A 15,580-nucleotide genomic window follows, 5' to 3' on the forward strand; every position below is an offset into this window, starting at 1 on the left:
CCACTTTAGCAAACTTGTTTCCCTGACCAAACCTCAGCGGCAATCAACTCCCCACCGACAGGCCACCAGTTGCCCTCGCTTGTGAGCCCATCGAGGGGGGTATAAAATTGCCGCCCTGTACTGCACCCTGCGGTTGTCAGTTCACTCACCACAGTCTGATGTAAACACCATGGCCAAACCCGACTCAGCCGATACCATCTACGCCAACCCGTTGGGAGACGTGGCGGACTTCGTCTTCGATCACAAGGTGGTGGAAGTCTTCCCCGACATGATCAAGCGCTCCGTACCCGGCTATACCACCATCATCAGCATGATCGGCAACCTGGCGGAGCGCTACGCGCAGAGCGGCAGTGCCTGCTACGACCTGGGCTGCTCACTGGGAGCCGCCACCCTGGCCATGCGCCATCGCATTCGCGCCGCTGGCTGTCGCATTGTGGCGGTGGACAATTCCGCAGCCATGATCGAACAGTGCCGCAGCATCATGGCCGCCGACGGTGCCGAGGTACCGGTGGAGCTGGTGTTAGATGACCTGCAGGCCGCTACCATCAGTGATGCGTCCGTCGTGGTGCTCAATTTCACCCTGCAGTTTATTGCTCCGGAGGAGCGTGCAGGGATTATTGCCCGCATCCATGACGGCCTGCGTCCCGGCGGCGTTCTGATTCTCTCCGAAAAGGTCACCTTCGGCGACCGGGCCCACGACGAGCTGATGATCGAGCTGCACCACAATTTCAAGCGGGCCAACGGCTACAGCGACCTGGAGATAGCCCAGAAGCGCTCGGCGCTGGAGAAGGTTCTGATACCCGAGACCCTGGATGCCCACCGCCAGCGACTGCGCCAGGCCGGTTTTGCCAGTTGTGATGTCTGGTTCCAGTGCTTTAATTTCGCCTCCATGATCGCCATCAAGTAGCCTGCCAACCAGCAACGTGTAACCAACCAGCAACGTGTAAGTAGCCCCATGCGTGTACACCCCAAGATCGACTACTCCCCCCTGCTGCAGGCCCTGCAGCAGCACCCGCAACTGGCAATGCAGCGCTGGGGGCAGCAGTTACCGGCACAGATCGCGGAGACACTGAACCAACAGCGCTACGGTGACCTGGACGGCTGGCTGCAGGCCCTGGACGAGCTACCACTGCTGCCCTGCGACCGTATTGAACTGCAGCAGGAAGTATCGCTCTCCGCGACAGCAGGCATTACCCCGGAACAACAGCAAGCCACCGAAAAGGCCCTGCGCGCACTGATTCCATGGCGCAAGGGCCCGTTTCATGTGCACGGAATCCACATCGATACCGAATGGCGTTCTGACTGGAAGTGGGATCGTATTGCGCCGCACCTGCAGGATCTGCAGGGTCGTCTGGTGCTTGATGTGGGCTGCGGTAATGGCTACCACTGCTGGCGCATATATGGCGCCGGCGCCTCCAGGGTTATAGGCATTGATCCCTCACCCCGCTTCGTAGTTCAATTCCATATGCTGAAACAGTACCTGCCCGAGGCAGCGGTGGATTTGCTGCCGCTAGGCATTGAGGAGTTACCTGAGCAGCTGCGGGCCTTCGACACCACCTTTTCCATGGGTGTTTTCTACCATCGCCGCTCCCCCATGGATCACCTGCGGGAACTGAAAGCCACCCTGCGCAGCGGCGGCCAGCTGGTGCTGGAAACTCTGGTAATAGACGGGGGAGCCGGAGAAGTGCTGGTGCCGGAAGGGCGTTACGCTCAGATGAACAATGTCTGGTTTCTGCCCAGCTGCGAGACACTGTTGGGCTGGATGCGCAAGTGCGGGTTCAGCAACCCGCGGGTGGTGGATGTGACACCGACATCGGTGGATGAGCAGCGATCTACGGACTGGATGACGTTTCACTCCCTGCCCGAGTTCCTTGATCCCGAAGATCCGTCACGCACGGTAGAGGGACACCCGGCGCCGCTGCGCGCGGTATTTATTGCTGAATCACCCTGATAGTCCGGGGCCTGGCCCGGACCTGGCGGCGGGTCAGTCGTCCAGCTCTTCCACCCCGGCATCAATGTCCATTTCCGCCAGGATTTGTACGCACCACTGGTTGAGTCGACCCGCGGTCAGGTCCTCCTGCTGGTCCTCATCAATGCCCAGGCCCACAAAGTGCTTGCCATCGGCCGCCAGCGCCTTGGACGCATCAAAGTCGTAACCCTCTGTAGGCCACTGCCCCACCACTCGGGCTCCATGGGCCACGATAACGTCGTGCAGCATCCCCATGGCATCGAGGAAGTAGTCGCCATAGCCAAACTGGTCGCCGAGTCCGAAGAGCGCCACCGTCTTGCCACTGAAGTCAATCTCGGCCAGATCGTCCCAGAACTCTTCCCAGTCGGACTGAATCTGGCCAAAGTCCCAGGTGGGAATCCCCAGGATCAGGTAGCTGTAGTCAGCAAATTCCAGCTGCGTAATGTCGGCAATATCGTGCACCTCCACCAGCGCCTCACCCAGTCGTTGCTGGATACGCTGTGCCACCGCCTCGGTATTACCCTCGTCGCTGCCGAAAAACAGACCTATCTGTGCCACTCACTTACCCTCGGAACCGTGTTGGGAGGGCGGATTTTCCCAATTCTGCCTGGCTAAAGCAACCGGGCCGGCTGCTGCGACTTACACTGTAGCGACACCCTAACTACACCGTTAAGAAGGGTTAGATATCAGCGGGTTCCGATGACAGATCTGTATGGATCATGCACACTTGCCCCCAATGAACAATCCAGTACTCCCGGAACGATATGAATAAATTGCTGTTGGTCGATGACGACCAGGAACTCTGCGCACTGCTGCAGGAATACCTGCAGACCGAAGGCTTTGACGTCGAGGTAGCCCACGACGGCCAAAGTGGCGTCAGCAAGACCCTGGCCGGGGATTACGATGTGGTGGTACTGGATGTGATGATGCCGCAAATGAACGGCCTGGAAGCGCTGCGCAAAATCCGCGACAGCAGCCGTACCCCGGTGTTGATGCTGACCGCCAAGGGCGAGACTGTCGACCGGATTGTAGGACTGGAAATGGGGGCCGATGACTACCTGCCCAAACCCTGTAACCCACGGGAATTGGTGGCCAGGGTACGGGCCATCCTGCGTCGTTTCGACGATACGCCAGCAGAATCCAGGCCCGCCAGTGAAATCGTGGTCGACGAGCTGGTGATCCAGACCAAGAGCCACTCCGCCCTTTTCCGCGACCAGACTGTGCCGCTCACCGGTGCCGAATTTACCGTTCTGGAGCTGCTGATGCGTTCGGCTGGCGAAGTCATCAGCAAGGAAGTGCTGACAGAAAAGGCCCTTGGCCGCAAACTCACCCCCTATGACCGCAGTATTGATGTGCACGTCAGCAACATCCGCAAGAAGCTCTCGACCTTGGGGGCAAGCAAGGAGCTGATCATCAATATCCGCGGCGCCGGTTACATGCTCACCCGCAAATGAAGTTTAACCTGCGTGCCATCAACCGCCTGTCGGTAAAAATCTTTGTCGGTTTCTGGTTGGTCACCATTGCCATGCTGGTGGGCTCCAACCTGATCGTGCACTTCCTGGATCTCGGCCCCAACAAACACTTCTCCGGTTACGATCGTGATCGCGCCTACGGCGCCGGCGACCGTTTGCTGCGGGAAGTAGTCAGCGACGCCGTCAACTATGACTATGAACAGGTGGAAGCCGGCATCCGCTCCATGCCCAACTGGGTCACCTACAACTTTTACCTGGTGAACCCTGAAGACAAGGATCTGCTGCAACGCCCCCTGCCCCCCAATGTCAACGCCATACTGCACGCCCTCACAGAAGAGTCGCCATTTTCACGCCAACACATTGGCGACGTGAACTACCAGGGCAGACTGTTCCGCCTCAGTGATGGCACACCCATGCGGCTGGTGGTGCTCTCCCCCAAAGAGAGCTACATGGGCTGGCGTATGTTCCTCAGCAGCTTCTGGCATATCCTGCTGCTGGATATTCTCATCAGTGGTGCCGCCTGCTTTTACCTGGCGAAATACATCACCGTTGATATCGGTATCCTCAAGGAAGCCACCAAGCGCATTGCCCAGGGTGACTGGAACGTGCGCGTCGCCGACGAACTGCATGACCGCCCCGGGGAGATCGGTGAGCTGGGACAGGCGTTCGACAATATGGCCGCAAAACTGCAACAGAGTATGCTGGAGCAGAAACGGCTGATTAAGGATGTATCCCACGAGCTGCGCTCGCCGCTGGCTCGCCTGCAGGTCGCCCTGGCTATTGCCCAGCAACGGGCCAACAGCGAAATTACCGGTGAGCTGGAACGCATCAAGCACGCCGCCGACTACCTCAACGATGTCATCAGTGAGATTCTCGCCCTGCCCATTGCCGAGCAGGGGGACTGGGAGCTGAACGATGTGGTGGATCTGTGTACCCTGATCAACGGTATCGTCACCTATAACCGGGAAGAAGCGGCGCTGAAGTCAGTGACGATCAAACTGGTTGATCACCTGGGAGAATCCCTCATCGCCAGTCGCAGCTCGACACTGGCCGGGGTATTTGACAATATTATGCGCAACGCCGTGCGCTATACCCACGAAGGCACCACCATTACGGTCATACTGAAACGCGCTGCCGACGGCCAATCCCAGGTGATCGTCAGCGACGGTGGCCCCGGTGTGGCGGACGAGCACCTGCAGGATATATTTGAACCTTTCTTCCGCACCGATGAGGCACGGGATCGCAAGAGTGGCGGCTACGGGCTGGGGCTGGCAATCGCCAAGCGTACAGTGGTCCTCCATGGTGGCCGGATCCATGCCGAGAATAACTCCGGTGGAGGCCTGCGGGTTGTGGTATCGTTGCCGGAAATACCCGGCGACGACAGCCGCGCCTGATGGCAGCCTGATCGAGCCTGCCCTGCCCACCGCTGACTATTGCAGGTATTCGCGGTCGTTAAAGGTTTTCACCAGGTCAGGCGCCAGCACCGTCAGGGTAGTAACGATGGCGCCGTTGATAAAGCCCTCCGGAAACATCATCAACAGCGTCAGGTAGTAGTAGTCACTGGCGATCACCAGCAGCGGTTCCGGCCCCAGCAGGAATATGTAGAGCCACTGCACCAGCGCCATGGCCTGCACCGTCACCATGGCGCCAAAAAAGCCGCCGCCAAGCATATAGACAAACAGATTGCGCCAACGCAGCCGATCGATCAGTTGTAACACCAGCGCACCGGTTGCAACCGGCACCAGAACCGTGGTCAGCAACGGTACCGACGACCACCAGCCCAGCTCCCCGTTGAACAGCGCACTGAGGACAAAAGCCAGGGTTCCCGCCCACAACGCCAGCGCCGGACCAAATACCACCACCACCCACATCATCAGCAGGGGGTGCAGCACAAACTGGGCTTCCACCACTACCTTCAGCTGCCACATCAGTGCCAGCCCGAGAACAGTCAATGCAAACGCGTGCTGCCTGGCCGGCGCACTCAGCAATTGTCGCCATGGGGCACGCCAGCCACTCCACAGCAGCGCCAGCGACACACACGCCAATGCGAGAATCCAGTAATGCCAACCGCCGTGGTAGACAAATAACATAGCGTCCCTCACCTGGCACTCAACAGGCCGCAGCCGGCCCGTGGTCACTCAGTTTTCGATAACCACCGTGGCCGTGGCGTAGTGACGTTCGTCGGCTACGCTGACCCAGGCTCGCACACCTCCGCGGGCACTCATGACCTCCGCAGCGGCGCCGGAAAAAATCAGCAATGGCGCGCCCAGTTCGTCATGGCCCACCTCCATATGCTGCCAGGAAATGCCACGGCCAATTCCGGTGCCCAGCGCTTTCACAGCCGCCTCCTTGATACTGAAGCGCTTGCCGAGAAAAGCCACCCGGTGCCGGGTCTGCCCGAACTCCAGCAGCTCGTTGGGCGTCAGGATACGGGCGGCGAAACGCTCGCCCAGCCGCTCGTAGCTGTCGGCGATTCGACTCAACTCAACGATATCCGTACCCAGCCCCACGATCATTGCAATTCACCCTTGTGATTTCGCGGCCCAAACAGTTCCCGGCTGCGCAACGGCTTATCCCCCAACAAGGGCTTCAACAGCATACGCGACAGGCGTTTGGCCGATTTCAGTACATCGCTATTGTCCAGCTCATCGCGACCAATGGCCAGCAGGTGCGCCCCCTCAAATGTCCCCGTTGCGTCCCCCGGTACGGCTACCCAGCCTGCTTCCGGATACCAGTGGTAACAAGCTTGTGACCGCAGGGGAGTTTGATGATCCGCTTCCCGTTGCAGATCGACGGCATAACCGGCTTCCGCCAGCAACGCCAGCTCGAAGCGCCGCAGAGCGGGCTCCAGTGGCGCCTGCTGCAGAAGCTCGCCCAGGGCCGTTCGGTAGAGTTGATAAACACCGGGCGCACTGTCGCCAACGGACAGTGTGCGAATCAGCAACTCGTTCAGGTAGAAACCACTGTAGAGATAGTCGCCCTGCAGAAACTGGTAGTTACTGCCCTGCAGTTCGATGTGCGTGAGGGTCTTGAGATCGCTCTTGCCCTGCCAGGACAGGATCAGGGGCTGGAATGGCTGGCACAGCTGGCGCTGCCGTGACTTGGGATTGCGCGCCCCCTTGGCCAGCAGGGAGAGCCGGCCGAACTCTTCAGTGAAGCAATCCAGGATCAGGCTGCTGTCACTGTAAGGCCGGGCGTGCAGCACATAGGCGGGTTGCAGCTCGACACGCATGAGATGACCTGTCAGAGGTCATCGTAGCCGAGGCTGCGCAGGGCGCGCTCGTCATCGGACCAGCCGGACTTCACCTTGACCCAGGTGCGCAACATCACCTTGCAGTCAAACAGCGTCTCCATATCCATACGTGCCTGCTCGCCGATCTGCTTGATACGGGCTCCCTTGTCACCAATGAGGATACGTTTCTGGCCGTCACGCTCCACCAGAATCAGTGCGCCAATATGGATAATATGTCCCTGATGGCTGAACTCTTCGATTTCAACCGTCATCTGGTACGGCAATTCATCGCCCAGCTGCCGGGTAATTTTCTCCCGCACAATCTCTGCCGCCAGAAAGCGGGAACTGCGATCGGTGATCTGGTCTTCCGGGAAGAAATGTGTGCCCTCAGGCAAACACTGCTCAACCTCCCGCTCCAGCAGCTCCAGGTTTTTATCCCGCAAGGCAGAAATAGGGATAATACGATTGATGCCGAGTTTTTCCTGCAACAGGGCGATATGCGGCAGCAGCTCGTCCTTGTCCTCCAGCCGATCCACCTTGTTGACCGCCACAATCACCGGGCAGGAGAGGTTCTGCAGGCGCTTGACCACCATCTCGTCCTCATCGGTCCACTGCAGGCGGTCCACCACAAAGATCACCACATCCACGTCCCGCAAGGCGGTGGTGGCGGCCTTGTTCATATAGCGATTGATGGCCTTGCCGTGCTGCTGGTGCAGGCCGGGAGTATCGACGTAGATCGCCTGCACACCATTTTCGGTCTTGATGCCCAGCAAGTTATGGCGGGTGGTCTGGGGCTTGCGGGAGGTAATACAGAGCTTCTGCCCAAGGATATGGTTAAGCAGGGTCGACTTGCCCACATTGGGCCGGCCAACAATGGCTACGTAGCCGCAGCGGCTCACCGGATTTTCGCTGGTCATTAGCGTCCTCCCGCCTGGGACTCGGCAATCTTCTTGAGTGCCAGCGCAGCGGCTTTCTTTTCAGCGCCGCGACGACTGCTGTCCTCACCGACTGTAGCTTCTTTCAACAAGGTGCAGTGACACTCCACGGTAAAAGTCTGCGCGTGGGCCTCTCCGCCCAATTCCACCACAGTGTACTGTGGCAGCGGCAGGCGCCTTGCCTGCAGAAACTCCTGCAACTCGGTTTTGGGATCCTTGCGGTTGCTCTCCAGCGCCAGCGCATCGAGGCGACTGGCAAACCAGCAGAGCACACGCTCACGAGCCACGTCCAGACCGGCATCCATATGAATGGCACCGATCAGGGCTTCTACGGCGTCCGCGAGTATGGAGTCACGGCGAAAACCACCGCTCTTCATCTCCCCCTCACCCAGGTTCAGGCACGGGCCCAGATCGAACTCGCGGGCAATTTCCGCCAGCGTTTCGCCCTTTACCATCTGCGCCCTCAAGCGGCTCAGCTGCCCCTCCCTCGCCTCGGGAAAACGCTCGAACAGGTCAGCCCCAACCACAAAGTTCAGAATGGAGTCACCGAGGAACTCCAGGCGCTCGTTGTTTTCCGCACCGCAGCTGCGGTGCGTCAGGGCCAGCTCAAACAGGCTCCCGTCACTGAATTGGTGACCGAGGCGCTGTAACAGCCGCTGTTTGATAATCGAGTTATTCACCGGCAGGCTTGCAGCAGTCAAACGGGCGGGAACTGTCCCACTGGTTGGTGAAGGTCATCACCACATCAATGTTATAGACAATGGGCACCCGAATTTCATAGTTGAAATTAAGCAGAATACGGTCCCTCTCACGCTGTACCTTGAGCTGCTTGGCGGACAGCTCACGCACATTATTCATGAGCATGTAATCTGACATATGACGACGAAAATCATTGTCTGACATTTCGTCTATCTTCTTCTCGGTTTCAGAAAAACTGAGCAATCCATCCTGGATATAGCTGTTATCCAGGTAGGCCGGTGCCATACGGAAGGCACACAGCATAAAAAACGAGCCCACCAGCAGAACCAACAGCCAGCCGGAAATGGACAACCCCTTTTGTCGAGTAATGGAATACACGCAACGCCCCCTAGTGACAGAACTATAGTTATTTGATTAATCCCACGTTGCCAAAGCTGGGCAGGCTGAAAAACGAATCCCAGTGCATCCACACGGCAAAGGCCTTACCGACAATGGCCTCTTCCGACACAGGCCCCCAGGCCCTGCTGTCGAGACTATTGTCGCGGTTATCACCCATCATGAAGTAGTGGCCTTCTGGCACAATCCAATGACCGGCGACACCGAACTGCCCGGGCCGGATGCCCTTCTGCATACGGTGTACAACACCGCCCAGGTTCTCATCCATCACCTGCAGCTGTGGCGCCCCCGGTGGCAGGGATGCCACCAGGTCCTGCGACTGCTGCTCACCGTTGATATAGAGCACATTGTTGAGGTAGTGGATTTCATCCCCCGGCATACCGACAACGCGCTTGATATAGTAAGTGTCCGGCTTGTGTGGCGGGAAGAACACCATCACATCTCCGCGCTCAGGTTCGTTAACATCGATCACTTTGGTGCCCAGTACCGGCAGGCGAATGCCGTAGGTGTACTTGTTGACCAGGATAAAGTCCCCTACTTCCAGGGTCGGAATCATGGAACCCGACGGTATCTGGAACGGTTCCGCCAGGAAAGAACGCAGCACAAGTACAATAAACAGTACGGGAAAGAAGGATTTGGAGTATTCGACCATGGCCGGCTCTTTCGCCGCCAGCTCCCGAGCCTGCAGGTAAGCATCCTCAGACGTCGGGGTCACTTCCAGCGTGCTGAACTGCTGCTCCACGGCAGCCAAAGCCTGCCGGCGTTTGCCAGCCCACAACAGGGCATCCAGCAGCCAGACAATACCGGTAACGAAAACAGCGATCACCAGTACAAGTGGAAAATTGATATCCATATAGGGTTAGGTCCTCAATGGTTGTATCACTGCCGGGAAAGAGTGCGGCACTCAGCCCCGGCAGGATCAGGATCAGGAATCGACCTTGAGCACCGCCAGGAATGCTTCCTGCGGAATTTCCACGCGCCCGACCTGCTTCATGCGTTTCTTACCCGCCTTCTGCTTTTCGAGCAGCTTTTTCTTACGGGTAATATCACCACCGTAACATTTGGCCGTGACGTTTTTGCGCAGCGCCTTGACCGTAGTACGGGCGACAATCTGGCCGCCGATGGCTGCCTGGATGGCCACATCAAACATCTGCCGCGGAATCAGCTCTTTCATCTTGTCCGCCAAGGCACGTCCCTTGTAGGGCGCGTTATCGCGGAACACGATCAGCGCCAGCGCATCCACTTTTTCGCCGTTGATCAGAATATCCAACCGCACCAGCCTGGATGGCTCAAAGCGCACAAAGTTGTAATCCAGTGACGCAAAACCACGACTTACAGACTTCAGTCGATCGAAGAAATCCATCACCACTTCGTTCATCGGCAACTCATAGGTCACCGACACCTGGTTACCCATATACTGCAGGTTTTTCTGTACCCCGCGCTTCTCAATACACAGGGTGATCACGGAACCCAGGTGATCCTGCGGCACCAGGATATTGGCTTCGCAGATGGGCTCACGCATTTCCGCAATGACACCCGGGTCCGGCAGCTTGGAGGGGTTATCCACGTAGATAACCTCACCACTATTGAGCTCCACTTCGTACACCACGGTGGGTGCGGTGGTGATCAGGTCAAGGTCATACTCCCGCTCCAGGCGCTCCTGGATAATCTCCATGTGCAGCATGCCGAGGAAGCCGCAGCGGAAACCAAAACCGAGGGCGTCCGAACTTTCGGGCTCATAGAAGAGCGACGCATCGTTGAGTGTGAGTTTGGCCAGCGCATCGCGGAAGGCTTCGTAGTCATCGGAGCTGACCGGGAAGAGGCCCGCGTATACCTGCGGTTTCACTTTCTGGAAACCGGGCACGGCGGCTACATCCTGGGTATTGCTGTGGGTCAGGGTGTCACCCACGGGCGCGCCCTGGATATCCTTGATGCCCGCCACCACAAAACCCACTTCACCGGCCCGCAACACGCCGGTTTCCTTGCGCTTGGGGGTAAATACACCAACGCTGTCGACCACATGCGCCTTGCCGATGGACTTGGTGATGATCTTGTCCTTGACCTTGAGGGTACCCTGACGCACCCGCACCAGCGAGACCACACCCAGGTAGTTGTCGAACCAGGAGTCAATAATCAGCGCCTGCAGCGGTGCATCGACATCACCTTCCGGGGGCGGCACAAGACGCACCAGCTCTTCCAGCACATCCTCCACACCGATACCCGACTTGGCGCTGCAGCGCACCGCTTCGGTGGCATCGATACCGATAATATCCTCGATCTCTTGCGAGACGCGCTCCGGCTCCGCCGCCGGCAGGTCGATCTTGTTGAGGACCGGAATCACCTCAAGGCCCTGTTCGATCGCGGTGTAGCAGTTGGCTACCGACTGCGCCTCCACACCCTGCGCAGCGTCCACCACCAGCAACGCCCCTTCACAGGCCGTGAGGGAACGGGACACCTCGTAGGAGAAGTCCACATGGCCGGGGGTGTCGATGAAATTCAACTGATAGGTTTTGCCATCTCGCGCCCTGTAGTCGAGCGTCACGCTCTGGGCCTTGATGGTAATGCCCCGCTCGCGCTCGATGTCCATGGAATCCAGTACCTGAGCCGCCATTTCGCGGTCGGACAGGCCGCCACATATCTGGATAAAACGGTCAGCGATGGTGGATTTGCCATGGTCGATATGGGCAATAATGGAAAAATTGCGGATATGGCTGAGGTCGGTCACAGTCTGTACAGCTACCTAGTAAAAGCCCGCGGCTGGCAACCACCCGAATCGGGCTCTGGCGGCCACCCCTGAAGGGCGTGAAATCAGGGGCGGAGTCTAACGCATTTGCCTTGCAGGCGCCATGTCAGACCGACGAAACGGGCCCCGCCAACCGCGGGGCCCATCGACCTATTTGCTGATCGCAATAGTACGGAACAGAGCCCGTCCCTGACGGTAGAAGCGGATGGGCAACAGGCTGTTGGCAGGCAAATCCGCCTGCAGCTTACGGTACTGGTCCACACCCTCAATACCGCTGAAGCCAAGCTGCACAATCACATCCCCCGGGCGCAGCCCGGATTTGGCTGCAGCACTGCCCTCAACCACCTGATCTACCAACACGCCACCCTTGAGCTGCCACTCCTGGGCCAGCTCCGGGCTCACCGGTTCAACAACCAGACCCAGGCGATCGCCTGCCGCGGCAGCCTCCGGCCCGGAGCCCTGCGATGCCTGGCCACCCTCAAGGGTTCCCACCGCCACCGGCAGCTCACGACGCTTGCCTTCGCGCATCACCATCACGGGAACCCTGGTACCGGGAGCGGTCATGCCCACGGCATGAGGCAGGTCACCGGACTTGAGAATCTCGGCCTCGCCGAAGCGAATAATGACATCCCCCACCTGCAAACCAGCCTTGGCCGCCGGTCCGGCAGGATCCATCTGGGCAATCAGTGCTCCCATGGGCTTTTTCAGTCCGAAAGATTCCGCCAGGTCCCGATCTACCTCCTGGATCACCACACCCAGCCAGCCGCGATCAACGCGTCCCTTATCCTTCAGCTGGGCGATGACCTGGGTAGCCACACTGGCAGGAATGGCAAAGGAGAGGCCGATGGAACCGCCACTGCGGGTGTAGATCTGGGAGTTGATCCCGACCACCTCGCCGTCCATATTGAACAGCGGCCCCCCGGAATTACCCGGATTGATCGCTACATCGGTCTGGATAAAGGGCACGTAGTTACCACCATGCTCGTTGGGTATGCTGCGCCCGATGGCACTGACAATGCCGGCGCTGGCAGAGAAGTCCAGCCCGAACGGCGAGCCTATGGCTACCACCCACTGCCCCACCTTGAGATCCACGTTGTCCGACAACTTCAGTGTGGGAAGGTTTTTCTCGTCGATTTTCAGCAACGCCAGATCCGAGCGCTCATCCATCCCCACCACCGTAGCGTCGTACTCACGACGATCCTGCAGGCGCACCTGAATTTCGTCAGCACCCTCCACCACATGATTATTGGTAAGAATGTAGCCATCGCTGGAGACGATAAATCCGGAGCCCATGGACTGCACACTGCGCTCCGGGTACTGCCGCGGCTCAAACAGATGACGAAAGATTTCAGGGATGTCCTGCTGCCCGCGCGGTATGGGCATACCCGGACGGGCACTGACCTTCTCGACGGTATTGATTTTCACCACTGCGGGCGACACCTGTTCGATCAGATCGGTGAACTCCGGCAAGTTACCCCGGGCCTGGGCGGTAAATGCAGTACTACATAAAACAAACGCCACCACAACAAGGGCGGACAATTTAACTGTGACAGGAGAGAACCACTTATTCATGCATTGTATTCCTGAACCTGTTGAAACAATTGAAGCCAATTTACTGACCTGAATTGAATAAAATAGTTCAGCCGCCACGGTTGGAGAGGCGGAACAGGAACGCGGAACCGGAGGCACTTAACCACGAAACCCCGGCGCCCGGTAATCACCAAAAGGGACATTTCAAGCGGGGCATTCAGGCTGGGCATGCAGGTGAGCTAGCCGGGAGCAGCCCACTGCACTGGCTTCAGCTCATCCACCAATACCGGTTGCACACGGGGATCGTTACGGCGAACGGCACTGTGCCAGCGCACGGCTAATGCACCCAGACCAAAGCCGGTCAGACTGGACAACATAATGCCCCACTCCGGTAGCTGCAGCAGATTGGACGCCAGCGCACCCAGCAGCAGCCCGGCCAGAGGAGTGATGTAGACCAGCAGGGAGCCCCTGGCAACAACCTCTTCCGGTATGCCAATGGTAATCTGCTGGTGCATTTGGTAAGCAGCGGGATCACGCCCTTCCAGCAGCACCCGAATATAGCTGGTTTGGCCGCTCCATTTTGCCACCAGACTTTGCCCACACCCTTTTTGCGCGGCGCAGGACTGGCAGGTGGAAGACTGGATGGTCTCCACCCACAGGCAATCCGGCTCAATTGCCATGATGCGGCCACTTTCGGTAATCAACGGTCAATCCTCTGCGGGGGAGCTGTGTACCGCTCAATGATACCGGATTCCCGCAGCAGGCGCTGCAGTGACCAGGCCATTGATGCCAGTCATCCAGTGCCGGGAGTCGGCGGCAATAAGCCAGGGAGGCATGTTACTCGGGGGGTAAACCGCGGTAGGGGCCTGCCGCGGTCGGACTGCAGCGCCGCTGGCGGCGCTGTCACTATTTCTGGGCGGAGCCGGCCCTCTCGTAGGAGGAGGAGTCCAGCTGGGCGGTATTGGCCGCGTGCATTTCCATCAACTTCTGCAGATATGCCTGTACTTCAGCGGGAGCCTGCGAAGAAGTCGTCACCAGCACCGGACGACTGACGGACTGATAGGTGGGGCCACCATAGGCCAGACTGCCAGCCGGAGATGAGCTGACGGTGCGCGCACCGGGGGCCGAGTACTGGAAGCCGGCAGGCGCCGAAGGCAGTGGCGGGCTCCGCAGCAGCTTCTCTTCGGATGAGAGGTTGCCAGTGGCATCAGCTGTTGCCACCACACCTGCGTCCATGGCATCACCCCCACCAAGGGAGATCACTTGTGCCGTCAGCACCATAACCGCCGCCACAGATGCGGCTATGCCCACTCTCGGCAGGTGCACCCGCCAACCTTTCCTCGCCGGCACGCCAGCAACAGCAGGCTCTTCGTCAATGGCCTCGCGGATTGCCGCGGAAAGATCCATCTTCAGATCCACCCCTGCCTCGCCACGCATTACCGAGGAGATACACTGGTAACGCGCCCATGCCACCCTTAATTCCGGATCTGAATCGGTCGCATTCAGGACCCGCCTCAACTCCAGCTCGGAGGCCTCGCCATCGACGAGAGCCGATACCGACTCCAGCATCTGTGTGCCGGAGCGGGATGATTGTGTGTGCTTAGTCATGTGCTGTCATTCGCCTGCTAACTAGTCGCCAAAACCCTACCCGTGTCCCTACGCCCTTGTTATGACGTAGTTTGCGGCCCGTCCTCTGCGTTCCGGAGCCTCTGCGAACTCCTGTGTGGCTCTGACTGACTCCCCTGTAGAAAGTTCAGTCAAATTCAGTTTGTGTTCAGATTTTTTGTGGTGTCTCACAATCGCGCCGGCACCCTGGCCTCAGGCCGCGCCGTCGTGGTGATCCATCAGCGGGGCAATGGCCTTTTCGATAGCCTCCCGAGCCCGGAAAATACGCGACCTGACCGTACCCACCGGGCACGCCATAATGGCCGCGATATCTTCATAGCTGAGCCCCTCCATCTCCCGCAGGGTCACGGCAGTGCGCAGGTCCTCGGGCAGTTGCTGGATGGCGTTATCCACCACCTGCTGCAGCTCATCGCGGAACAGGTTGGCCTCCGGGGTGTCGACATCCTTGAGGAAATCACTGCCGGAATAAAACTCCGCATCTTCCACGTCCACATCCACCGAGGGCGGGCGGCGGCCCCTGGAAACCAGGTAGTTCTTGGCTGTATTGATGGCGATGCGATACAACCAGGTATAGAACTGGCTGTCGCCACGGAAATTGCCCAGGGCACGGTAGGCCTTGATAAAAGCTTCCTGGGTAACGTCATAGACTTCATGGGAGTCATGAATAAAACGACTCACCACGGAAATGATTTTGTGCTGGTATTTCAGCACCAGAAGATCAAACGCTCGTTTGTCTCCCTTCTGAACCCGTTCTACCAACTGCTGGTCTGTCTGCTGCGCTTTCTGCGCTGTCATTCCTGTCTCCTAAAAGCTTCTCTGTTCGGTCAGGCAGGCTCATAACGCCTGACCCGGGCAAATACTATGAGAAGCACCCCCAAGGCACCTTGTTGTCTCCGGATGAAACGCCGTGGCGCTCACCCCGATCCGCTATGCTCTGTTTACAGCAGAGCACTGTTATTTCGCCGTCCGGGAGCAGCA

Annotated in this window: 17 protein-coding genes; 4 read left to right on the forward strand and 13 right to left on the reverse strand. The window is 58.6% G+C overall.

Annotated features, from left to right (window positions below; translation table 11 throughout):
* Positions 1–169: 169 nt before the first annotated feature.
* Both cmoA and cmoB read left to right on the forward strand, forming a co-directional pair.
* Entirely contained in the window at positions 170–907 is a 738-nt protein-coding gene (gene cmoA / locus GSF27_RS04335) for a carboxy-S-adenosyl-L-methionine synthase CmoA (protein WP_160966055.1), read from the forward strand.
* 48 nt (positions 908–955) lie between these two features.
* A complete protein-coding gene (cmoB, locus tag GSF27_RS04340; RefSeq protein ID WP_160966057.1) occupies positions 956–1,951 on the forward strand; it encodes a tRNA 5-methoxyuridine(34)/uridine 5-oxyacetic acid(34) synthase CmoB in 996 nt (331 codons plus the stop codon).
* A gap of 33 nt (positions 1,952–1,984) precedes the next feature.
* On the opposite strand, the gene fldB is transcribed toward cmoB, so the two are convergent.
* Positions 1,985–2,527: a flavodoxin FldB gene (gene fldB, locus GSF27_RS04345; RefSeq protein ID WP_160966059.1), complete on the reverse strand. Its 543-nt coding sequence runs from the start codon at positions 2,525–2,527 to the stop codon at positions 1,985–1,987.
* 206 nt (positions 2,528–2,733) lie between these two features.
* Between fldB and GSF27_RS04350 the strand changes: the two genes are divergently transcribed.
* Together GSF27_RS04350 and GSF27_RS04355 are read left to right on the forward strand one after the other, a co-directional pair.
* Positions 2,734–3,423 (forward strand): response regulator transcription factor, encoded by a 690-nt coding sequence (locus tag GSF27_RS04350; RefSeq protein WP_160966061.1) that lies wholly within the window; start codon positions 2,734–2,736, stop codon positions 3,421–3,423.
* A complete protein-coding gene (locus GSF27_RS04355; RefSeq protein ID WP_160966063.1) occupies positions 3,420–4,835 on the forward strand; it encodes an ATP-binding protein in 1,416 nt (471 codons plus the stop codon). The genes GSF27_RS04350 and GSF27_RS04355 overlap by 4 nt, the downstream gene beginning before the upstream one ends.
* Positions 4,836–4,871: 36 nt before the next feature.
* On the opposite strand, the gene GSF27_RS04360 is transcribed toward GSF27_RS04355, so the two are convergent.
* The 12 genes from GSF27_RS04360 to rpoE form a co-directional block, all read right to left on the reverse strand.
* A complete protein-coding gene (locus GSF27_RS04360) occupies positions 4,872–5,531 on the reverse strand; it encodes an energy-coupling factor ABC transporter permease (protein ID WP_160966065.1) in 660 nt (219 codons plus the stop codon).
* Positions 5,532–5,579: 48 nt separating this feature from the next.
* Positions 5,580–5,957 (reverse strand): holo-ACP synthase, encoded by a 378-nt coding sequence (gene acpS, locus GSF27_RS04365; RefSeq protein ID WP_160966067.1) that lies wholly within the window; start codon positions 5,955–5,957, stop codon positions 5,580–5,582.
* Entirely contained in the window at positions 5,954–6,673 is a 720-nt protein-coding gene (gene recO, locus GSF27_RS04370; RefSeq protein WP_160966069.1) for a DNA repair protein RecO, read from the reverse strand. Before recO ends, acpS begins: the two co-directional genes overlap by 4 nt.
* Positions 6,674–6,684: 11 nt before the next feature.
* A complete protein-coding gene (era, locus tag GSF27_RS04375) occupies positions 6,685–7,590 on the reverse strand; it encodes a GTPase Era (RefSeq protein ID WP_160966071.1) in 906 nt (301 codons plus the stop codon).
* Positions 7,590–8,309 carry a ribonuclease III gene (rnc, locus tag GSF27_RS04380; RefSeq protein WP_237457347.1) on the reverse strand — a complete coding sequence of 240 codons (720 nt, stop codon included), beginning with the start codon at positions 8,307–8,309 and terminating at the stop codon, positions 7,590–7,592. Before rnc ends, era begins: the two co-directional genes overlap by 1 nt.
* The gene (locus GSF27_RS04385) at positions 8,281–8,685 is read right to left on the reverse strand and encodes a DUF4845 domain-containing protein (protein ID WP_160966073.1); all 405 of its coding nucleotides are present in this window, start codon (positions 8,683–8,685) and stop codon (positions 8,281–8,283) included. Before GSF27_RS04385 ends, rnc begins: the two co-directional genes overlap by 29 nt.
* Positions 8,686–8,713: 28 nt before the next feature.
* The gene (lepB, locus tag GSF27_RS04390) at positions 8,714–9,556 is read right to left on the reverse strand and encodes a signal peptidase I (RefSeq protein WP_160966075.1); all 843 of its coding nucleotides are present in this window, start codon (positions 9,554–9,556) and stop codon (positions 8,714–8,716) included.
* Between the two features lie 72 nt (positions 9,557–9,628).
* Positions 9,629–11,428 carry a translation elongation factor 4 gene (lepA, locus tag GSF27_RS04395; RefSeq protein ID WP_160966077.1) on the reverse strand — a complete coding sequence of 600 codons (1,800 nt, stop codon included), beginning with the start codon at positions 11,426–11,428 and terminating at the stop codon, positions 9,629–9,631.
* A 168-nt stretch (positions 11,429–11,596) separates the two neighbouring features.
* Positions 11,597–13,018 (reverse strand): DegQ family serine endoprotease, encoded by a 1,422-nt coding sequence (locus GSF27_RS04400; protein WP_160966079.1) that lies wholly within the window; start codon positions 13,016–13,018, stop codon positions 11,597–11,599.
* Between the two features lie 197 nt (positions 13,019–13,215).
* On the reverse strand, positions 13,216–13,680 hold the full coding sequence (locus GSF27_RS04405) for a SoxR reducing system RseC family protein (protein WP_160966081.1): 465 nt from the start codon (positions 13,678–13,680) through the stop codon (positions 13,216–13,218).
* A gap of 202 nt (positions 13,681–13,882) precedes the next feature.
* The gene (locus tag GSF27_RS04410) at positions 13,883–14,584 is read right to left on the reverse strand and encodes a sigma-E factor negative regulatory protein (protein ID WP_160966083.1); all 702 of its coding nucleotides are present in this window, start codon (positions 14,582–14,584) and stop codon (positions 13,883–13,885) included.
* A gap of 210 nt (positions 14,585–14,794) precedes the next feature.
* Positions 14,795–15,397, reverse strand: a complete 603-nt coding sequence (rpoE, locus tag GSF27_RS04415; protein ID WP_160966085.1) for an RNA polymerase sigma factor RpoE — start codon at positions 15,395–15,397, stop codon at positions 14,795–14,797.
* Positions 15,398–15,580 lie beyond the last annotated feature (183 nt).

It is taken from the genome of Pseudomaricurvus sp. HS19, assembly GCF_009857815.1.
Classification (GTDB): Bacteria; Pseudomonadota; Gammaproteobacteria; order Pseudomonadales; family Cellvibrionaceae; genus Pseudomaricurvus.